16 protein-coding genes and 2 pseudogenes are annotated in these 21,431 nt (G+C 66.2%); all 18 read left to right on the forward strand.

Annotated elements, in window-relative coordinates:
* Positions 1-359 precede the first annotated feature (359 nt).
* The 18 genes and pseudogenes from W7U_RS11420 (at position 360) to ctaD (ending at position 21,403) form a co-directional block, all read left to right on the forward strand.
* A complete protein-coding gene (locus tag W7U_RS11420; RefSeq protein ID WP_008258043.1) occupies positions 360-3,152 on the forward strand; it encodes a LuxR family transcriptional regulator in 2,793 nt (930 codons plus the stop codon).
* Positions 3,153-3,244: 92 nt separating this feature from the next.
* On the forward strand, positions 3,245-6,052 hold the full coding sequence (locus W7U_RS11425; RefSeq protein ID WP_036429000.1) for a LuxR family transcriptional regulator: 2,808 nt from the start codon (positions 3,245-3,247) through the stop codon (positions 6,050-6,052).
* 690 nt (positions 6,053-6,742) lie between these two features.
* Entirely contained in the window at positions 6,743-9,013 is a 2,271-nt protein-coding gene (locus W7U_RS11430) for a LuxR C-terminal-related transcriptional regulator (RefSeq protein WP_008258047.1), read from the forward strand.
* A 186-nt stretch (positions 9,014-9,199) separates the two neighbouring features.
* Positions 9,200-9,514, forward strand: a complete 315-nt coding sequence (locus W7U_RS11435; protein ID WP_008258049.1) for a hypothetical protein — start codon at positions 9,200-9,202, stop codon at positions 9,512-9,514.
* Positions 9,515-9,753: 239 nt separating this feature from the next.
* A pseudogene (locus W7U_RS25575) lies at positions 9,754-10,142 on the forward strand (four-helix bundle copper-binding protein).
* Between the two features lie 58 nt (positions 10,143-10,200).
* On the forward strand, positions 10,201-10,668 hold the full coding sequence (locus W7U_RS11440; RefSeq protein WP_008258051.1) for a DUF5709 domain-containing protein: 468 nt from the start codon (positions 10,201-10,203) through the stop codon (positions 10,666-10,668).
* Between the two features lie 36 nt (positions 10,669-10,704).
* Positions 10,705-12,136, forward strand: a pseudogene (locus tag W7U_RS11445) (NAD(P)H-quinone dehydrogenase); the annotation flags it as partial.
* Positions 12,137-12,898: 762 nt separating this feature from the next.
* The gene (tal, locus tag W7U_RS11450; protein WP_008258056.1) at positions 12,899-14,026 is read left to right on the forward strand and encodes a transaldolase; all 1,128 of its coding nucleotides are present in this window, start codon (positions 12,899-12,901) and stop codon (positions 14,024-14,026) included.
* Positions 14,023-14,622, forward strand: coding sequence for a sulfite oxidase-like oxidoreductase (locus W7U_RS11455; protein ID WP_008258058.1), 600 nt, complete (start codon positions 14,023-14,025; stop codon positions 14,620-14,622). Before tal ends, W7U_RS11455 begins: the two co-directional genes overlap by 4 nt.
* A gap of 8 nt (positions 14,623-14,630) precedes the next feature.
* The gene (locus W7U_RS11460) at positions 14,631-15,371 is read left to right on the forward strand and encodes a ferredoxin reductase (RefSeq protein ID WP_008258060.1); all 741 of its coding nucleotides are present in this window, start codon (positions 14,631-14,633) and stop codon (positions 15,369-15,371) included.
* 17 nt (positions 15,372-15,388) lie between these two features.
* Positions 15,389-15,661, forward strand: coding sequence for a DUF6510 family protein (locus W7U_RS11465; protein ID WP_008258062.1), 273 nt, complete (start codon positions 15,389-15,391; stop codon positions 15,659-15,661).
* A 29-nt stretch (positions 15,662-15,690) separates the two neighbouring features.
* Positions 15,691-16,311 (forward strand): RraA family protein, encoded by a 621-nt coding sequence (locus tag W7U_RS11470; RefSeq protein WP_020822933.1) that lies wholly within the window; start codon positions 15,691-15,693, stop codon positions 16,309-16,311.
* 58 nt (positions 16,312-16,369) lie between these two features.
* Complete coding sequence (locus tag W7U_RS11475; RefSeq protein ID WP_008258065.1) at positions 16,370-16,960, forward strand: GNAT family N-acetyltransferase; 591 nt, start codon at positions 16,370-16,372, stop codon at positions 16,958-16,960.
* A 133-nt stretch (positions 16,961-17,093) separates the two neighbouring features.
* On the forward strand, positions 17,094-17,609 hold the full coding sequence (locus tag W7U_RS11480) for a DUF417 family protein (protein ID WP_008258066.1): 516 nt from the start codon (positions 17,094-17,096) through the stop codon (positions 17,607-17,609).
* Positions 17,610-17,781: 172 nt separating this feature from the next.
* A complete protein-coding gene (locus tag W7U_RS11485; RefSeq protein WP_008258067.1) occupies positions 17,782-18,552 on the forward strand; it encodes an SDR family oxidoreductase in 771 nt (256 codons plus the stop codon).
* Between the two features lie 34 nt (positions 18,553-18,586).
* The gene (gene msrB / locus W7U_RS11490; RefSeq protein WP_008258068.1) at positions 18,587-19,081 is read left to right on the forward strand and encodes a peptide-methionine (R)-S-oxide reductase MsrB; all 495 of its coding nucleotides are present in this window, start codon (positions 18,587-18,589) and stop codon (positions 19,079-19,081) included.
* Complete coding sequence (gene msrA, locus W7U_RS11495; RefSeq protein WP_036429001.1) at positions 19,078-19,626, forward strand: peptide-methionine (S)-S-oxide reductase MsrA; 549 nt, start codon at positions 19,078-19,080, stop codon at positions 19,624-19,626. The genes msrB and msrA overlap by 4 nt, the downstream gene beginning before the upstream one ends.
* 70 nt (positions 19,627-19,696) lie before the next feature.
* The gene (gene ctaD / locus W7U_RS11500) at positions 19,697-21,403 is read left to right on the forward strand and encodes a cytochrome c oxidase subunit I (protein ID WP_008258078.1); all 1,707 of its coding nucleotides are present in this window, start codon (positions 19,697-19,699) and stop codon (positions 21,401-21,403) included.
* Positions 21,404-21,431 lie beyond the last annotated feature (28 nt).

Consider the following 21,431-nt stretch of genomic DNA (forward strand, 5'->3'; position numbering starts at 1 on the left):
TCAATTTGAGACACCCATTCACCTCATGTTGAGACGCTCACCATCCGCGCGCAGCGATGTCATGAGTTGGCAGGAGCCGATACATCGATCCCGAGAGGAGAAATACGGTGAGCGGGCACAGCATGAGCGCGGATCACGAGAAAATGATGAGGTCCTTGGGGCTAGCGCCCGCCAGCAAAAGGGGACGTGCACCGGGTGTGATTGCTGAGTGCGTTGATTCAATCGAACGCGAAACACAGCAGGTGGGGCCGAAGAACATGCCTACACTGACTGCCAGCGCTAACGGTGGCGAGAACAGTGGATTACACAACTTGGACGTCTCCCGCCCGCCCACAACACGTCGGCGGGTGGCGGTTCGCGTGAGTGCCGCGAATGCGTCGGGGCAGCTGCGCACGCCGCCGATCCGCGGGCGGGCGAGCGAGCTGAGGGCGATCGATGCGCTGATCGCGGCGCTCGCTCAGGGGCGTGGGGGCGTACTGGTCATCGAGGGACCACCGGGCATCGGCAAGAGCCGCTTGTTGACCGAGGTCTTGGCGCGCGCCGAGAAGGCAACCGTCCGTGCACTCTTCGGCGAGGCGTTCGAGTACCAGCAGACGGTGCCGTTTTTCCCGCTGTTCATGGCGACACTGCGCGCGGATCCCCCCGTCGGGGATGCGGAGGCGTTGCGCCGCTTGGGCACATCGGCCGATCTCAGCTACTGGGTGGTGCGCGATCTGCAAGCGGCCATCCATGCCACCGCGTCCCGAACGCCCCTGGCGATCCTCCTCGAGGACATCCATTGGGCCGACAACGCCACCCTGCTGGCGCTGCGGTCGCTGGCCGCAACGCGACCCGACGCCCCGGTGCTGTGGATCCTTGCCACGCGAACCGGGGCCGGCGGTCCGGCCGTTCGCGAGACGCTGACCGCGCTGGAACGCGAGGATGCCACCTTTCTGCGGTTGACTGCCATGACACCGAGCGCGGTCGCAGACATCGTGCAAGACGCCGTGCGAGCCAACGCGGATGCGTCGCTGCTGAATCTGGCCGATAAGGCGCACGGCAACCCCTTCCTGCTGACGGAGCTGCTGCGCGGACTGGACGAGGAGGGCCGGCTCGACGTCAGCGATGGCCGCGCGCTCGCCACGGGAGATTCGTTGCCGCGACGGCTCAGCCACACCATGCAGCAACGACTCGATCAACTCTCCCCCGCCGCCAGCCAAGTCGTGCGGGTCGCGGCAGTACTGCCTGACCGATTCTCGGCCCGGCTGCTCGCCGCCATGCTGGAACGCCGCCCGGCCGCCCTGGTGTCGGCGGTCGAAGAGGCGGTCCGCGCCGACCTGCTCATCGAAGACGGTGATCAGATGAGGTTCCGTCATGATCTGCTGCGCGAAGCGACGCGGCAGTCGTTGCCCCGGTCGCTGCGCCGAGCGATGGAGCGGCAATCGGCGAGCGTCATGCTGGACATGGGCGCGGCGCCGCAGGAGGTCGCCACCCAGCTCGCCCGCAGCGCGGAGGTGGGCGATCAGGCGGCGATCGCCGCACTCCGCGAAGCCGCACAGTCTCTGGCCTATAGCGATCCGGGCGCCGCGTCGGACTTGAGCAAGCGCGCGTTGGAACTCCAACCCGCCCAAGACTCAGGACGCGCGTCACTCGTCACAGAGACGATCGTGCTGCTCAATCGGGCCACCCGCTACGAAGAGGCGGAAAGATTGGCCGACACCACCCTGTCTGCCGCGCTGGCGCCCGAAGAAGAGGCCAAGATTCTTCTCCGGCTCCGGACACCGATCACCGATACGACAACGCGACACATCGAAGACAACCGCCGCGCACTTCAACTGCCTCACCTCAGCGACGTGACCCGGGCACGACATCAGGCGTGGCTGGCGTACAACATGGCGATGTACGGCCAACAGGGACAGGACAGCGCGGCAGCCAACGAGGCGGCGGCCGCCGCCGCATCCACCGGCGATCTCGAGTCGAGCATCCTATCCGGAGTAGCACTTGCCTGCCTCGACTGCGCGGACGGGTACGCCGGCCGCGCCCTTTACCGGGTTGAGCAACTGCAAGCCCTGACCCCCGCGGGCGACATGACCGCTCACAATCTCGCCGCATGCCACCTAGCAAACCTGCTCGCGGTGGTCGGACGGTTGAACGATGCTGCGGCGCTCGTCGACAAGTGCACAGAGAAATCCAAGCAAGAACGCGACGGCATGGCGCTTCACATCTGGGCCCTGACGGCGGGGGTCGTACAGGCGGCCGCCGGCAGATTGTCGGCTGCCCGCGCCGCCATCGAGTGGCTGCCCACGCCGGAGCGAACGGGGTCGACCTTCGTAACCGCGATGCGCATGTTCACCCTGGCGGAGGTGGCGGCCCGCACCGACGACCGAACGTTGTTGCTAGAGACGATGAGTGAGGCACGCGATGCCTACTCCAGCGGTACACCTGCCGTACGTCGCGGGGCCGCGGCCGCGCTGGGGCTGGCGGCGTGGCAGCGCGACGACGTCCATGAGGCGGTGCGGTGGCTCGGCGGCGATATCCCGCTGCTCGTGACACCCGTCTTGCCGATCGTCTTTGATCAGCTGACCTTGACCGCGCGCGTGGCTTCGGCTGCCGGTGATGCCGGGTTGCGGGCGCGTCTCCTGGCCGTCGTTGACGTGCTCGAACGCGAGCGGCCCGGGGTTCGGTTCTTCTCCACCGTCGCCGAGCACATCCGCGGGATCCTCGAGCGCGATGCCGATGCGTTGGTGGCGGTGGCGAGTGCGCTCCACTCGTCGTCGCGGCCGCTTCTCTACGCTGGCGCTGCCGAGGACGCCGGCGGCGAGCTGAGTCGCGCACAGCGCAACGCCGAGGCGCTCGACGAGCTGAACGCGGCATTCGACACCTACATCGCGTGTGAAGCGATTGCCGATGCCCGCCGGGTCGGCCGCGCGCTGCGTGGATTGGGCGTGGAGCGGCGGATCGTCAGCCCGCGAGCAAAATCAGGCTGGGGCAGCCTCACCGACTCCGAACTCACTGTCGTCAACCTCATCGCACAGGGCGCGACCAACCGCGACGTCGCTACCGAGCTGCACCTCTCCCCCCACACGGTGAAGACCCACGTCCACAACGCATTTGCCAAGCTCGGCGTCAGTTCCCGCGCCCAATTGGCGCAGCTCATGCGCGGCGCTGATTGACCGGCAGCAAATCGGATAGATGGCGTGCGCGGGCCTACAATGACGTGCACTCCAATGGCAGTCCGGTAAACGGTAGATAGGACACACACCCGATGGGGCCTTCCACCGGCCTATTCGATGTCGGCGGCCCAAGGCTGTCCACTCCGCCGCTTCGAGGGCGGGCAGACGAGCTGAAAATGATCGGCGCACTGGTTACCGCGCTGGCGCGGGGCCGCGGGGGCGTGCTGGTCATCGAGGGCCCGCCCGGCATCGGGAAGAGTCGGTTGCTCACCGAAGTGTTGGCGCTGGCCGACCACAGCGGGGTGCGCACCTTGTTCGGTGAGGCGTTCGAGTACCAGCAGACGGTGCCGTTTTTCTCGCTGTTCATGGCCACGCTCAACGCCGATCCCCCGGTGGGAGACGCCGAGGCGTTGCGCCGCCTGGGCGGATCGGCCGACCTGCGCTACTGGGTGGTGCACGATTTGGCCGACGCGATTCACGCCGCGGCCGCACAGACCCCGCTGGTGATTGTGTTGGAGGACATTCACTGGGCCGATAACGGCACGCTGCTGGCGCTGCGTTCGCTGGCCACCGCGCGGCCGGATGCGGCGGTGTTGTGGATATTGACCGCCCGCACCGGGGCCGGCGGGCCAGCGGTGCAAGAGACGTTGTCGGTGCTGCACCGCGCGCATGCCACATTCCTGCGACTGGGGGCCATCGCGCCGGATGCGGTCGCCGACATGGTTTGTGACGCCGTGCGGGCGAAAGCCGATGTGTCACTGTTGAATCTGGCCGCCAAGGCGCACGGAAATCCGTTTTTGGTCAGCGAGCTCGTCAGGGGGCTCGGCGAGGAGGACCGACTGAGCGTTACCGGCGGGCACGCGGTGGCCACCGGACATGAGCTGCCGCGACGGCTGGGCGCCAGTATGCAGCAACGGCTGGACCTGCTCTCCGAAGGTGCATCAGAAGTGGTCCGGGTGGCCGCGGTGCTGCCGGACCGGTTCTCGGCCGGCTTGCTGGCCGCGATGCTGGAACGTTCGCCGACGTCGTTGCTCTCGGCGCTCGAGGAGGCGGTGCGCGCGGATCTTTTCATCGAAGACGGTGAGCAGCTGAGGTTTCGGCACGACTTGCTGCGCGAGGCCACCCGACAGTCCTTGCCGCAGTCGCTGCGCCGGGCGATGGAGCGCCAGTCGGCGTCGGTCATGCTGGGGATGGGCGCGGCGCCGGCCGAGGTAGCCACCCAGCTGGCGCGCAGCGCCGAGCCGGGAGACCGGGAGGCGATCGACGCTCTGCGCCACGCCGCCCAATCGGTTGGCCGCGGCGACGCGAGCGCGGCCGCGGACCTGAGCAAGCGCGCACTGGGGCTGTTGCCCGCCGACGACGCCGAGCATGGATCCCTGGTCGCGGAAACGGTGGGGTGGCTCAACCGGGCCGGCCGCCACGGCGAGGCCGAAGAATTGGCCGTCGCGGCGCTCTCGGGCGCGGCGTCGCCCGAAGTAGAGGCCGAGATCCGGCTGCGACTTCCCGTGCACACCAAGCACACTGACCAGCGGCGTGTGGAGGAGAATCGGCGGGCGCTCGAGTTGAGCGGACTCAGCGAGATCACCCGGGCGCGGCATCTAGCGTGGCTGGCGTACAACCTGGTGTTCGACGAAGGTGGGCAACGGCGCGAGGCCGCCGACGAGGCGGCCGCGGCCGCGGCCGCCACCGGTGATCTCGAGGCCACGATCATGGCCGGCGTCACCCACGCTTTGCTCGATGCCGGTGAGGGGTATACGGCCCGCGCACTGCGCCGTTTCGAAGAGCTTTGCCCGCTCGCCCACACGAATGAAACGGCGTTGGCGCATGCCTATGCCGGAATGTACAACGCAAACCTGCTGGCAGTGGTCGGCCGGTTGGACGACGCGACGGCCCAGGTTGCGCAGGGCATCGGGCAAGCCGGTCGGGAAGGCAACGCGATGGCGCTCGCCTTGTGGGCCGTCTTCAGTGGGCTCGTCCACCTCGCTGCGGGCCGGCTGTCGGCCGCTCGCGATGCGACGGAATGCCTTCCGCCACCGCAGCGGACGGGGGCGACCGAGCACGACGTACTCCGCACGGTGATTCTCGCCGAGGTGGCGGCCCACACCGATGACCGGAACTTGTTGCAACAGATGGTCAATGACGCGCGCGACGCCCATTCCACTGGCTCCGCCGGCATTCGTCGCGGATCGGCGTATGTGCTCGCGCGGGCGGCGTGGCAGCGCGACGACATTCATGACGCGATGCGCTGGCTCGGCGACGTCATCCTGCTGGCGACACCGTTTTTCCCCCACGCGTTGGCTCGCCTGATCTTGGGTGCGCGGGTGGCCTCGGCCGCCGGTGATGCCGGTTTACGCGCGCGGGTCCTGCAGGCCACCGAGGTGCTCGAGCGTGACCGGCCCGCGGTGCCGCTGTTCGCGGCGGTGGCCGGGTACGCCCGCGGGATCCTCGAACACGATGCCCAGGCATTGGTGGCTGCCGCGGAGTTGCTGCACGCGTCGCCGCGGCCGCTTCTGTACGCCAGCGCCGCCGAGGATGCCGGCGGCGAACTGGCTCGCGCGCAGCGCAATGCCGAGGCGCTCGAACAACTGAACGCCGCGTTCGACACCTACATCGAGTGCGGGGCGACCGCCGATGCCCGCCGGGTCGGTCGCGCGCTGCGCGGGTTGGGCGTGGAACGGCGCATCGTCACACACCCGCGGGCGAAAACGGGCCTGGACAGCCTCACCGACTCCGAACTCACCGTCGTCCATCTGATCGCCGACGGCGCGACCAACCGCGCGGTCGCGCAGCAACTGCACCTCTCCCCTCACACGGTGAAAACGCATCTTCACAATGCCTTCGCCAAACTCGGGATCACGTCCCGCGCTCAACTGACGCAACTCATGCGCCGCCCGGATTGACCAATCCGTCAAAGCCCAAGGCCACTAGGCATACACCGACCCGGCCCTAAACATCACCCGCCGGGCGATGGTGGCGCGGTTCCCGCGGTGCCAACGTAGTCATTGCGCTTTGGATCGCCGCGACCCAACCAGGGCCCGGCGCCGGAGGGCAAACGCGCAGAGGGTCGAGAAGACGATGATGAGCACACTGTTGGGAATGTTGATGATGATGCCGGTGGTCTTCGGCGTGGGTGGCTACGTGTTGGTGTCCCGACGTCCATGAGCACGGCGCAGACGATGGCGGGCCGCCGGCCCGCGTGCCCCGAAGTCTCGCGTTGAGACGCTCAGTCACCTCCCTTGAGAGGTTCAGCATCCGGGCGCGGCGGTGCAGTGGGTTGCAGGAGTAGAGGCTTCGGTGAAAACAGGAGAAGTGCGGTGAGCGGGCACAGCATGAGCGCGGCTCATGAGACAACCATTGAGCCCTTGGCGGGACGCGGGTCCGCCGGCCCAAACGGGCACCGCCGGCGTGCGCCCGCGGCATTTCCGGACGGCGCATCTGATTCAATAGAGTCGCCGCGATTACCGAGCAGAACGAGCCCGGGCGGCCCCGCAAGGACAAACTGGGATGCCGACAGGGCGGCCACCCAGGACGCGTCACCGCCGAGTTTCCCCGCCCGGCTGCGGGATTCGACGGATTCGCGGAGTGCGGACATGAGCGGCTCAGCAGGGCGCAGCGACAACGGCGTCGGACAAGCCGGTGCGCGCGCAGTCCTGCTCGCCACCAAGCTGCACGTCCCGGCCATGGGGGCGCAGCTGGTTCACCGGGCGGCCCTGCTGGACGCATTGTCGGCGGGGCGTACCCGCAAGCTGACCCTGTTGAGTGCGCCGGCGGGTTGGGGCAAGACGACATTGCTGGCGCAGTGGGCGATGGGTGGGGATGGGCGGTTCGCCTGGCTGTCGCTCGATTCCTCCGACAACGACCCGGTGTGGTTTTGGATGTACGTGGTCGCCGCGCTGCAGAAAGTCAGTCCCGGGCTGGGGATTCGCGCGGTCGAACTCCTGGCGATGGGTGCCGATCCAGTGCAAGTCGTGCTGCCTACCCTGCTCAACGATCTGGACACGATCCCTAGCCCCGTCGTGCTCATTCTCGATGACTACCATCTGGTGGTAGGCCGAGCGATGCATGAGCAGCTTGCCTTCTTCATCAGCCGGATGCCGGCGAATCTTCACCTGGTGTTGGCCACCCGAGCCGATCCGATGTTGCCGCTGGCTCGGCTGAGGGCCAGCGGCGAGCTCGCCGAGGTGCGAACGGACGACTTACGTTTCGGGCCGACCGAGGCGGACCACCTGCTGAACGATGTCCTCGGGCTGGGCTTGGCGCCCACGGATATTCAACTGTTGCACCGCCGCACCGAAGGATGGGCTGCCGGCCTCTATCTTGCCGCCCTCTCGCTTGCCGGGCGTGCTGACACCGCAACGTTCATCAAGACGTTCGCAGGCGACAACCGTCATATCGTCGACTACTTGATGGCCGAGGTGCTCGACGGGCAGCCACCGAACCTGCGTAGTTTTTTGCTCCGCACGTCGGTCCTGGGACGACTCAGCGGTGCGCTGTGCGACGCGGTGCTGCAAACGTCTGGCTCGGCCGCGGTCCTGCAAAAGATCGAGCGCGAAAACCTGTTCGTGGTGCCACTGGACACGTCGCGTCACTGGTATCGCTATCACCAGCTGTTCGGTGAGCTGCTGCGCACCGAGCTGCGCCGCACCGAGCCTGATCTCGTCGCCGATCTGCACCGGCGAGCCGCGACGTGGTTCGAGGCCGAGGGACTCATCGATGAGGCGCTGCGCCACCTGCTCGCCGCCGGCGACACCGCGCGCAGCGCTGACCTGATCGCCGCGGACTGGGTCGACGAATTCAACGGCGGCGGCCTGTCGACCATCTCCGGCTACCTGGATCTACTTCCCGAGGAAACCGTCTTAGAGGATCCGCGCCTGAGCGTCGCCCGCGCGTGGATCGCCCTCAGCGTCGGTCAACTCGATGACGCCGCCGAGTGGATCGAGGCGGTCGAGGCGCGATCCGCGGACGATACCGCGGATGGTCGCGCCATCAGCGCGCAAGCCGCCGTGTTGCGCGCGGTTCACTCATTCAAGACGGCTGACGTTGCTGCCGCGCTCGAGGGGGCTCGCCGGGCGACCACCCTCGATTTCGGCGAAGCACCGCTGGGCCGACCGAGCGCCTATTGCATTTATGGTGCCGCGCTGTACTTTTCGGGCGATGTCCCCGAGGCGCAAGCCGCCTTCCGGCGGGCCGTGCAGCTTGCCGAGAAGGTGGGCGATCGTCGCGCCCGCAGTTCCTCGTTGGGCTATCTGGCGCTGATCTCGGCCGAACGGGGTGAGCTCGCGGATGCCGAGCATCAGATCCGGGAGGCTTCGGGCAGCCCCCGAGACCTGGCCGATGCGGAACATCTGGTGGACGTGATGGTGTCGCTGGCCACGGCCGAACTCCTCGCCAAAAGCGGTGACGCGCTTGCGGCGGTGGCCGCCGCGGACATGGCCGTCATGTCGGCCCGCCAAAGTGGTGCGATCCTCGAGGTGGCCAAGGCGCAGTTGGTGAGGGCGGAGATCTCCGAGCGGCTCGGCGACCACCAGACCGCCAAGGCGAGCCTCGAAGAGGCCGGCACCCTGGTGCGTGGTTGCGCCGATGCCGGCATCGCCCCGACGCTGCTCGCCTCGGCCGAGCGCAACGCGGGAGTCGCGGTGAGTCCGCGCAACGAACGGAGCGTGGTCGCCGAGGAACTGACCCCCAAAGAGGTTGAGGTTCTTCGCCTGCTCGCCACCCGGCTATCGCGACGCGAGATCGGTGAGCGGCTCTACGTCTCGCTCAATACCGTGAAGACCCACCAGCGCGCCATTTACCGCAAGCTCGGCGTTGAGCACCGCGGCGCGGCGGTCAGCCGGGCGCGAGAACTCGGACTGTTTTAGCCCATCCGCGGGCACCGCACCAGATGTGCCCGGTCACGAATCACCTTGTCTGACAAAGCCGTTAATGAACCACGCCCAGCCGCCGCCAGGAAACCGGAAAGGGACCAGGACATGCTTACTGCCGCTATCAGGCCCCAGGCCCGATTGGTGTCGTCGAAGACACGGAGGTTCCCGAGTCGTGGTTCGGTGGCGCAACCGCGCCCCACGGTTGAGCCGTCGAGCATCTCCGACGAGGACATGGCGTGGTTACTGGTCGACGCGGTGAATTCGTGTCTGACCGGCTATGAGCGCACGGTTGTCTTCGTCGAATTAGGCTGCGGCGAAGGGTATCTCGTGATCAAACGCATCCTCACCTCCCTCCTGGCAACCCGTACGGCGTTGCCGGTGGCGATACACTCGAAGTTGACCGGATGGCTGAATGGCTACGCCGGCAGCCCAGAGGAGCCGCAGCTGCGCAGGATGCTGGCCATCATTCGCCCGCGGCAGCCCGAGGCGGTTTAGGAGCGCCTGACCCGCCAGACCGGTCGCGCCCCGTCAGTGGTGATCTTGGGTAGTGGGTTCGGCGGATTCGTCACGTCATTTTATCACCCGGGTGAGGCACTCAGGTGGGCGAGGACAGTTCACCCGTTTGCACGCCATGCTTTTGATGTCTACAGCTACGCAGCCGTGTTCTGTTGTGTGAGACAGCCTCCAACAAGGAGGAACCTGACAAGGAGGACGTAGTGAACGCCGCCAGGAGAATGCTGGAGACCTATCCCCGCGATCTAGGCCGGATCGATCGAGACAGCTGGTCGCATGTATCGACGCGTGTTTTGAATGCGACCAGGCGTGCACAGCGTGTGCAGACGCCTGCCTCAGTGAAGACGACGTCAACCACTTGACCAAATGCATCCGTACCTGCCTTGACTGCGCGGATGTCTGCGCGACAACCGGGCGCGTGCTGTCCCGGCACACGGGCTATGACGCCAACTTGACCAGGACGGTGCTCCAAACGTGCGCCGTCGCCTGTAAGACAAGCGGGGACGAGTGCGACAAGCACGCGGCGAAACACGAGCATTGCCGCATGTGCGCCGAGGTATGCCGTCGCTGTGAACGAGCCTGCCGCGATCTTGTCGAGGCGCTCGGTTGAGGCAACCACCGGGCGGGCGCACGGCTTCGCTTCGCGAGTGCGACCTTGCAGATAAGGAATGGAGACGGCGCTGATGGGGATTTCTGAATTCGACGACGTCGGGGCCCACCTGCTCGAGCCGGAAGAAAGCGTGGACTCTGAACAGACGGGCATCGACCTGGACGAGGGCTACTCACCCCCGGAAAGCCCGCGGGAATTGCGGGCGTGGGGTCTCACCGCGAGGGAAGCGCGCACCCACGAAAGTCTGGCGCGCCGGCTGGCCCGTGAGCTGCCGGACGTGACCGACCAGTGGGACGGCGACGGAATCGGTGATAGCGCTGACAGCGATGGCGAGCCGATCGACGATCAGGTCGGCGGCATGCGCGCGGGCCGGCTCGTCGCCTTCGACGTAGACCCTACGGATCCGGCTACGGATTACCTTGCCTACGACGTCGGCATTGACGGTGGCGCCGCGTCGGCTGAGGAAGCCGCCATCCATATCATCGGCGATGAAGACACGAACGCCGGTGGTGGATGGCGTTTTTGATGACCTGTCGTCCGGCCGGATGGTGAGGTTCGAGCTGTGCCGACCCGCATTGTGATCCTCGGCGGGGGCCCGGCCGGTTACGAGGCGGCACTGGTCGCCGCCGCCCGAGGGCCTGAGGTGGCACGGGTGAGCATCGTGGACGCCGACGGTATCGGCGGTGCGGCCGTGCTGTGCGACTGCGTGCCGTCAAAGACGTTCATCGCCTCCACCGGGCTGCGCACCGAACTGCGCCGGGCGCCTCTGAGCTTGGACATCGGTATCGCCGACGCGGAGATCTCGTTGCCCGAAATCCACCAGCGGGTCAAGACATTGGCGGCCGCCCAGTCCGCCGACATCACCGCCGACCTGCTCAGCATGGGCGTCGAGCTGATCGCCGGTCGCGGTGAGCTGATCGACGCGACTCCCGGGCTGGCGCGCCACTGCGTCAAGGTGACCAAGCCCGACGGCACCGCGATGGTGCGAGATGCCGACGTCGTATTGGTCGCGACCGGCGCCAGCCCGCGAATCCTGCCCTCGGCGCAGCCCGACGACGAGCGCATCGTGACCTGGCGCCAGCTTTACGACCTGACCGCGCTGCCCGAGCACCTCATCGTCGTCGGCTCGGGCGTCACCGGCGCCGAGTTCGCCAACGCGTACGCCGAACTCGGTGCCGCGGTGACCGTCGTGGCCAGCCGGGACCGGGTGCTGCCCTACGAGGATGCCGACGCCGCATGGGTACTGGAGGAATCGTTTGCCGAACGCGGCGTCAAACTCGTCAAAAACGCACGCGCGCAATCGGTTGTCCGCACCGAGGGCGGAGTCGTGGTGACGATGACCGACGGCCGCACCGTTGAGGGCAGCCACGCCCTGATGACGATCGGATCGACCCCCAACACCGACGGCCTGGGCCTGGAGCGGGTGGGCATCGAGCTGGGGCGCGGCAACCACCTGACCGTAGACCGGGTGTCACGGACGTCGGTTCCCGGGATCTATGCCGCCGGGGATTGCACCGGCCTGTTGCCGTTGGCCTCGGTCGCCGCGATGCAGGGCCGGATCGCGATGTATCACGCGCTGGGCGAGGCGGTTAGTCCGATCCGGCTGCGCACCGTCGCGGCCACGGTATTCACGCGTCCCGAGATCGCCGCGGTCGGCGTGCCGCAGACGGCGATCGACGACGGCTCGGTGCCGGCCCGGACCATCATGCTGCCACTCGAAACCAATGCGCGCGCCAAGATGTCGGAGCTGCGTCATGGCTTCGTCAAACTCTTCTGCCAACAGGCCACCGGCGTCGTGATCGGCGGTGTGGTGGTCTCCCCGATCGCCTCGGAGCTGATCCTGCCGATCGCCGTGGCCGTGCAGAATCGCATCACGGTCGACGGGCTGGCGCAGACGCTCGCGATCTACCCGTCGCTGTCCGGCTCGATCACCGAGGCGGCCAGGCGGCTGATAGCGCACGATGATCTGGACTGACGCCGCACAGTGGTTGGCGCCGCGGCCCGTGGCCCGGGCGACCCTTGTCCTGGGCGCACTGCCTGCCGCCGTGTGGTGGCTGGCACCGTGGAAGTTGTTGATCAAGACCACAATCGATGAGATGCCGCCGCCAGGAGCTCAGACCACCCAGTTAGGAGAATTCACCAGCCACATCCACCCAACCAGCGGTGCTGCGCGGCTGGCGACCTTGCCCGACGGGTCACGGATACTGCGGCTGGACAATCTCCATGCCACGTTGGGTCCGCAGCTGCGCGTCTGGCTGAGTGACACACGAGTAGCCATGTCGACACCGCCGGAGTCGGCAGCGTCATTCTGTGGTGCGCCCGCTTCGGTGTGTCCTTTGGCGCCGCGGAGCTGCGATTCGTGCCGCAATCACTGGACACACCCTTGAGGGGTCTAACCGTCCGTCCAGCTTGAGCATTATCACCCGGGTGAATGGTGCTGGAGGGTGATGACGGCTTGGCCGGGTCCGGGCCACGCTCAGAACACCACCCGGCAGGTGCCCATACACAACCTGGCCATCGACCGGGCGGGAATGAGTTCCGCAGCAACGGGCTTGCACGCGCGGTGGTGCAAACAACGCTCTATGAAGGCCTGGTAACGGAGGATCTGTGACGCAAACAGCGCGCCGCATTAGCTTGACGACGCGGGACCGGCGGATGCTGGCCGGCGCGTACTGGCCGGTCGTCGCGTTCGCCGCCTCGCTCGTCACCGCACGAACAGCGCGTAGCCGCCGACATCGGCAGGAGGCCGCAGTCAAATGATGCAAGACCCAACCCTGGCCGCGCTTTCGGCGGCGGGGGTGTCGGTTTGGTTGGACGACCTGTCCCGCGACCGTCTGGTGTCCGGCAACCTGCAGCGGCTGATCGACACCAGAAGCGTAGTCGGCGTCACCACCAATCCCTCGATCTTCCAGCGGGCGATCTCACATGGCCATGCCTACGATCGGCAGATCACCGCACTGGCCGAACGCGGCGCCGACGCCGAATCGGCGATCCGCACCGTCATCACCGACGACGTCCGGCAAGCGTGCGACGTCCTGCGCCCCCAATGGGAAGCCTCCGCTGGCGTCGACGGACGGGTGTCCATCGAGGTGGACCCGAGGGCAGCCCACGACGCCGACAAGACGGTCAGTCAAGCCGTCGAGCTGTGGAAGATCGTCGATCGGCCGAATCTGTTCATCAAGATCCCCGCGACGTCGGCCGGTATGTCCGCGATCACCGCCACTGTGGCCGAGGGCATTTCAGTCAACGTGACCCTCATCTTCTCGGTCGAGCGCCATCGTGCGGTGATGAACGCCTACCTGGCCGGGCTGGAGGCGGCGCAGCGCGCCGGCAAAGACCTCACCCAAATCCATTCCGTGGCATCCCTGTTCGTCTCCCGCATCGACACCGAGATCGACCAGCGGCTGGAGACGATCGGCACCGAGGCAGCCATGGAACTGCGCGGACGTGCCGGAATCGCCACCGCCCGGCTCGCTTATGCCGCATACCAGGAGGTGTTCCAAGCCGGACACCGCTACGCCGCGCTCGGCTACGACGGCGCCCATGTGCAGCGCCCGCTGTGGGCCTCCACCGGGGTGAAAAACCCCGCCTATCCCGACACCATGTACATCACCGAGCTGGTCGCACCACACACTGTCAGCACCATCCCGGAAAAAACCTTGGAGGCACTTGCCGATCATGGCGTGATCAGCGGCGACTCCATCACCGGGACGGCCGCCGACGCCCGAGCCGTGCTCGACAACATCGGCGCAGCCGGCGTGGAACTCAAGGACGTTGTGAGGACGCTCGAAGATGACGGCGTCGCCAAATTCGTAGCATCCTGGCGGCAATTGCTCGGGTCCTATCCCGCTCCCCCAAATCTGCTGCCAGGAGGACACCAATGACTGTCGTCAACAAGGGCTTTCGCGGGCGTCGCGCCGAGTCGGTCGTCGAGTTGCCGCCCGGTCAGCATCTGACCGCGGACTTCCCCGTGCTGCAGGCGGGACCGACTCCGCGCATCGACCTCGATCGCTGGCGGTTCACAATCCGCGACGAGCATGGCACCGAACGCGTGTGGACCTGGGCCCAGTTGAGGCAATTGCCCAGCGAGCGGCCCACCGTCGACATCCACTGCGTCACCACGTGGTCCAAGCTGAACACCATGTGGGAGGGCGTAGCTGTGGACACTCTTTTCGAAGGGATCGACACGGCCGCCGAATTCGCACTGGTCGGTTGCTACGGCGGCTATACCACCAACCTCCCGCTGCGCGACCTTCTCGGCGGCAGGGCGTGGATCGTCTACGCCTACGACGGCGCCCCGCTCAGCCCGGTGCACGGCGGCCCGGCACGGCTGCTGGTGCCGCACCTGTATTTCTGGAAGTCCGCGAAGTGGGTGAGATCCATTGAGTTGCGCGACAGCGACATACCGGGCTTCTGGGAAGGGTTGGGCTACCACAACTACGGGGACCCGTGGCGAGAACAACGCTACGCCGGGGATTGACGGCGACTGTGGATGTCGACGTGAAACCGGCGCTACGGTGGCGGGTCGCGAGTGTCGTGAATTCTCACCCCGAGACCGATTCGGCGCGCACGATCCGGCTGACCGTGCCCGGCTGGGGCGGCCACCTGGCCGGCCAGCACATCGATCTCAAATTGACCGCCGAGGACGGGTACAGCGCGCAACGCAGCTACTCGCTGAGCAGACCGGCCGACGGTGAGCACATCGAACTCACCGTGCAGCGGATCTCCGACGGCGAGGTCTCGCCGTATCTCCTCGGACTCGCTGCCGGCGACGAGATCGAATTGCGCGGCCCCATCGGTGGCTGGTTCGTCTGGCGCCCCGACGAGGGGGGTGAGGTTCTACTCGTCGGCGGTGGATCGGGAATCGTGCCGTTGATGGCGATGCTGCGACAGCGGCTAGTGGTGGGCAGCTCCCACTTTCGGCTGATCTATTCGGTGCGCAGTCCTACCGATGTGTACTACGCAAAAGAGTTGGCGCGGCTCGAGCGTGAATGTGATTGGCTTGAGGTCACACGGGTCTACACCCGCTCGGCCGCGCCACACACCACGCGGCCGTCCGGCCGGGTGCGTGCCGCTGACTTCGCGCCGACCCGCTGGGCACCTCGCAACGAGTTGCGCATCTATGTGTGCGGCCCAACGGGATTCGTGGAATCGGTGACCGCAATGCTGATCGAGCGGGGGCATCAGCCGTCAGCCATTCGGACCGAGCGGTTTGGGCCGAGCAACTAATCCAGAAGCGAGGAATGATGACCGAACCGACACACGTCGACGGTAACGCGGCCGCGGGCGCCTTCGCGGGAGTGCTGGGATTCGACGTCACCACCGCAACGCTGACCTGCGGGAAATGTTGTCGTAACACCGCCTTCGCCGAGAGCCACGTCTACCACCGAGGCCCCGGCATCGTGGTGCGCTGCCCGGGCTGCGACGACGTCCTGGCCCGACTCGTGCAAACGAGCACGGACACCTGGCTCGACTTCCGTGGCGCCCAGTCCTGGCGTATCGCGATCCCGGACCGCTGATGCCATCCCTCGACGCACTCGCCGGTCGCGTGCGCACCGCCGACATCGTGGACGCGATGGGGCGCCGGCACCGGCATCGTTGTCACCTCCTCGACCTGGTGAGCCCGACACCCGGCCGCCGTCTCTTCGGTCCCGCCGTGACCATCTCTTACTTCCCGACGTGCCGGGCCGCCCTCCCGCCCGAGCGCTACAACTTCAAGAGGTTGTTCTACGACGCCATCGAAAGCGGCGCCGATGGGCGCGTGCTCGTCCTGGCCAGCAATGGCTGCAGCGACGCGTCGCTGGGCGGCGGGACAAAGCTGTCGCGTGTCCATAACCATCGGCTCGCCGGCATTCTCGCGGACGGGAAGCTGCGCGACTTCGCCGAGCTGGCGCACTACGACCTCGCCGTCTATTGCCGCGGCGAGACAACGCGGTCGGGCGGCGACATCGTCACCCCGTACGAGGCGAACCGCCCGGTGGTGATCGCGGGGGTGGCGGTCCGTCCCGGCGACTATGTCTTCGCCGACGCCTCCGGCGCCGCGGTCATACCCGCCGGCGACGTGCGCGCGGTGCTGCTCGCCGCCAAAAAGGTCGTGCTGGAGGATGCGGAGGCCATCGCGGCCATCAGCGCCGAGACGCCAAACACACTGGGAGTCAATGAGAACTGACGGATCGGACCGCGCCCACAACGTTTGGGCACTACACACGACAACGCTAGGGGCCGGAATGGTTGAGCATTATCACGTCGACTGGGACGCGGGCACGCGGCGCATCGAGACACCCCGGCTGGTGTTGCGGCCGTGGGAACTCGATGACGATCTCGCCGCATATGCGATCTACGGTGCGCCCGAAGTGGCGCGTTGGCTGTGCCCGGCCTTGCCCCCCATCGTCGACGCGATGGAAATGCGACACGTCCTGGCGGCATGGATCGCCGAAAGCGATCCAACCGGGCTGCCGTTGGGCCGGTGGGCGATCACCGACAACACCTCGGGAGACGTGATCGGGGGCGTTGCCCTGCTTCCACTGCCGCCGGGCGGCACGGATCTGGAAATCGGGTGGCAGCTGTCCCCGAACGCTTGGGGCTACGGTTACGGCGCCGAAGCCGGTCACGCGGTTGCCCATCAGGCATTCGAAAACCCCGGTATCAGTGAGGTCTTCGCAGTCGTGCGACCGGAGAACCGCCGTGGTGTGGCTACCGCCCGGCGAGTGGGGATGGAGTGGGTCGGCGAGACCGACAAGTACTACAACCTCACGCTACAGGTCTACCGTTTGACGAAGGCCGATCTGGACCTGCCGGAGCCGGCTTGTGCGCACTGAACGGCATGCCCCGCAACGGCTTACCGTCGTCTCACCCGGGTGAATTGCACCCAGGGATGAGGACAACTCACCCCATGCGCGCAGATAGTGGTCGCTGATCTGAGCCGCGACCGACACACAGAACGGAGACCGCATGTCGCAGAGTGAGGCCACCGCCATGATGACTGCTGGGCCAGGAAAGTCTCGAATAAACGTCATCGCGCCCCTCGTCGCACGTTACGGTTTGGCTATAGTCCTGGCCTGGTTCGGCGCCATGAAATTCACTTACTATGAGTCCCACGGCATTTCGCATTGGGTGGCCAACAGCCCCTTCTTGAGTTGGGTCTACGAAATCATGTCCATCGACGCCTTTGGCCGATTGAACGGAACGGTAGAATTGGTCACGGCGGCGCTCTTGGCCCTCAAGCCCTGGTCTCCGAAGGCCGCCGTGGTGGGTGGGATAGTCGCCTCTCTGTTCTTCGTCACCACGCTGAGTTTCATGATCACGACGCCCGGGGTCGGCGAGGCGTCTGCGGGTGGGTTTCCCGTCTTGTCCGCCGACGGCGAATTCTTGATGAAGGACATCGCGCTCATCGGCTTAGCGCTCTGGCTGTTGGTGGACGCCATTGACGCGACCCGCGAACAGCCGGTCGTCGCCGAATCACATTGACACTCCCCGCCGACGAAGTTGCCGCCGACGAGGACTCGCGCCCAACTCCGCACCAATCACCCGGGTGAACAAGGAGCTGGGGTGATGCCGGCTCAGCCCGCGACGTTGCAGTCTCGTTAGACGCGGCGGCCCAGCGGGGAGCCGTCAAACACAACCACGAAGGGACCCGAACATGCACTTTGACGGCAAGAAGGTCATCGTTGTCGGCGGCAGTGCGGGCATGGGCCGGCAGGTCGCTCTCGATGTCGTCGACCATGGCGGCAGCGCGGTGATCATCGGACGTTCGAAGGACCGTGTCGATGACACCGTCGCTGAGCTGACGAACCGGCGTCGCCACGCTTTTGGCATCGCCGCCGAACTGACTGATCGCGCTGCCGTCGCGGATGTACAGCGTGCGCTGTCCGAGCAGCACGACGACGCGACCTTGCTGGTAAACGCGGCGGGATTCTTCATCCCCAGGCCGTTTCTCGAGTACGACCAGCAGTTCTATGACTCCTACATGGAGCTCAACTACGCGCTGTTCTTCCTGACACAGACCGTCGTTGCGGGCATGATCGCCAAGGGCGAGGGCGGGGCCATCGTCAACATCGGCAGCATGTGGGCACATCAGGCCATCGGTTTGACACCATCGTCTGCGTATTCGATGCAAAAGGCCGGCCTGCACGCCCTTACCCACAATCTGGCCATCGAGCTTGCGGAGCACAAGATTCGCGTCAATGCGGTGGCGCCGGCGGTTGTCAAGACCCCGCTGTATGAAGGCTTTATCCCGAAGGACGAAATCGACGCCACGCTAGACACTTTCGCGCCGCTTCACCCGCTGGGACGAGTCGGCACCCCCGTCGACGTCGCCAACGCCGTCACCTATCTGCTTTCCGAACAGGCCAGCTGGGTCACGGGCGCGATCCTCAATGTCGACGGCGGCATCATGGCCGGCCGCAACTAATCGGACAACCGAGCACACTCACCAAGGAGCATCCGTGTCACACGAATACACCAAGGACCCGGCGGCGGTCGACGCGCTGAGTCCCGAGCAGTACCACGTTACCCAGGAGAGCGGGACCGAGCGTCCATTCTCCGGCGAATACTGGGCCAACAAGGAACCCGGCATCTACGTCGACATCGTCTCCGGTGAGCCGCTGTTCGCATCGGTCGACAAATTCGAGAGCGGCACCGGCTGGCCCAGCTTCACCCAGCCGATCGACGCGGACAACGTCGTTGAGAAGAGCGACCGCAGCCACTTCATGGAACGCACCGAGGTTCGTTCGGCGCACGGCGACAGCCACCTCGGGCACGTCTTCAGCGACGGCCCCCGGGATAAAGGCGGCCTGCGCTACTGCATCAACTCGGCGTCGCTGCGTTTCATTCACCGCGACAACCTCGAGGCCGAAGGTTACGGGCAATACCTGAGCCTGTTCTCCGACACGGCTGCGGAGCGACGCGGCGGCGCACCCGTGAGCGAGCATCGGTCATGACACACAAGGTTGCCGTCCTGGCGGGTGGATGCTTTTGGGGCATGCAGGAGCTGATCCGCAAGCAGCCCGGTGTGGTGTCCACCCGGGTCGGCTACACCGGTGGCCAGAACGCGCACCCCACCTATCGCAACCATCCCGGCCACGCCGAGGCCATCGAGGTCACTTACGACCCCGACCAGACCGATTATCGGACGCTGCTGGAGTTCTTCTTCCAGATCCACGACCCGACCACCAAGAACCGCCAGGGCAACGACGTCGGGACCAGCTACCGCTCAGCGATCTTCTATCTGGACGACGAGCAGAAGCGGATCGCGCTCGACACCATCGCCGACGTCGACGAGTCGGGACTGTGGCCCGGCACGGTGGTCACCGAAGTGGCTCCGGCCGGCGAGTTCTGGGAGGCGGAGCCCGAGCACCAGGACTACCTCGAGCGGTATCCGTCGGGCTATACGTGCCACTACGTCCGGCCAGGATGGAAGCTGCCCCACCACAGCGGCTTTCGCGACGTCACGTCGCCGTCGGCGCACGCGACCCGCGATGGGTGATCGTGGTCGTCCGGCGCCGACGCAGTTGACCGCAGGCGGGAGACAGATCCAGCATTAGGAGACCAATCTGATGTCCGCCTACGCACCCCCGGTGGGCGAGCTGCGCGCCCAACGGGCGTTTCCCGCGCGCGTCGGGCCCAAGGGCAACCTGATCTACCGTTTGATCACCACGACCGATCACAAGCTGATCGGGATCATGTACATCGTCGCCTGCTTCGCCTTCTTCTTCGTCGGCGGGCTGATGGCGCTGTTCATCCGTACCGAGCTGGCCGCACCTGGGCTGCAGTTCTTGTCGAACGAGCAGTACAACCAGCTGTTCACCATGCACGGCACGGTGATGCTGCTGTTTTATGCCACCCCGATCGTGTTCGGGTTCGCCAACCTCGTGCTGCCCTTGCAGATCGGCGCCCCCGATGTCGCCTTCCCACGGCTCAACGCATTGTCGTTCTGGCTCTTCATGTTTGGTGCTCTCATCGCGCTGGCGGGATTCATCACCCCGGGCGGCGCCGCGGATTTCGGCTGGACGGCTTACACGCCGCTTTCCAACGAGGTCCATTCCCCGGGCGCCGGAGGCGACCTGTGGATCCTGGGGCTGATTGTCGGCGGCCTGGGCACCATCCTGGGCGGGGTGAACATGATCACCACGGTGGTCTGCCTGCGCGCACCGGGTATGACGATGTTCCGCTTGCCGGTATTCACCTGGAACATCCTTGTCACGAGCATCATGGTGATAGTCGCTTTCCCGTTGCTGACGGCCGCGCTGTTCGGCGCCGCCGCCGACCGCCACCTCGGCGCGCACATCTTCGACGCGTCCAACGGCGGAGTCCTGCTATGGCAGCACCTGTTCTGGTTCTTCGGCCACCCCGAGGTCTACATCATCGCGCTGCCGTTCTTCGGCATCATCACCGAGGTCGTGCCGGTGTTTTCCCGCAAGCCCCTGTTCGGCTACTCCACGATGGTGTACGCCACCATCAGCATCGGGGCGCTGTCGATCGCGGTGTGGGCGCATCATCTCTACGCCACCGGTGCGGTGCTGCTGCCGTTCTTCTCGTTCACGACGTTCTTGATCGCGGTCCCCACCGGGATCAAGTTCGTCAACTGGATCGGCACCATGTGGAGGGGCCAGCTGACCTTCGAGACCCCGATGCTGTTCGCGATGGGCTTCCTGGTCACGTTCCTGCTGGGCGGGTTGTCCGGGGTGCTGCTGGCCAGCCCTCCGATCGACTTCCACGTCACCGACACCTATTTCGTGGTCGCCCACTTCCACTACGTGTTGTTCGGCACGATCGTGTTCGCCACCTATGCCGGGGTGTACTTCTGGTTCCCGAAGATGACCGGACGGCTGCTCGACGAGCGGTTCGGCAAGCTTCATTTCTGGCTGACGCTGATCGGCTTTCACACGACGTTCCTGGTGCAGCACTGGCTGGGCAGCATGGGCATGCCGCGCCGGTACTCCGACTACCTGCCCACCGACGGCTTCCAGCCGCTCAACATCGTCTCGACGATCGGGGCGTTCATCCTCGGCTTCTCGATGCTGCCGTTCGTGTGGAATGTGTTCAAGAGCTGGCGGTACGGCGAACCGGTCACCGTCGACGATCCATGGGGACACGGCAACTCGCTGGAATGGGCCACCTCGAGCCCGCCGCCACGACACAACTTCACCGAACTCCCCCGGATCCGCTCCGAGCGGCCCGCCTTCGAACTGCACTACCCGCACATGGTCGACCGGTTGCGCGCTGAATCCCACGTGCGGTACGGGAATATGGGTGCGCGGTGAGCGCGACGCCGGAGTCGTTGTCGCTTAG

This window comes from Mycobacterium sp. H4Y (genome assembly GCF_000364405.1).
Classification (GTDB): domain Bacteria; phylum Actinomycetota; class Actinomycetes; order Mycobacteriales; family Mycobacteriaceae; genus Mycobacterium; species Mycobacterium intracellulare.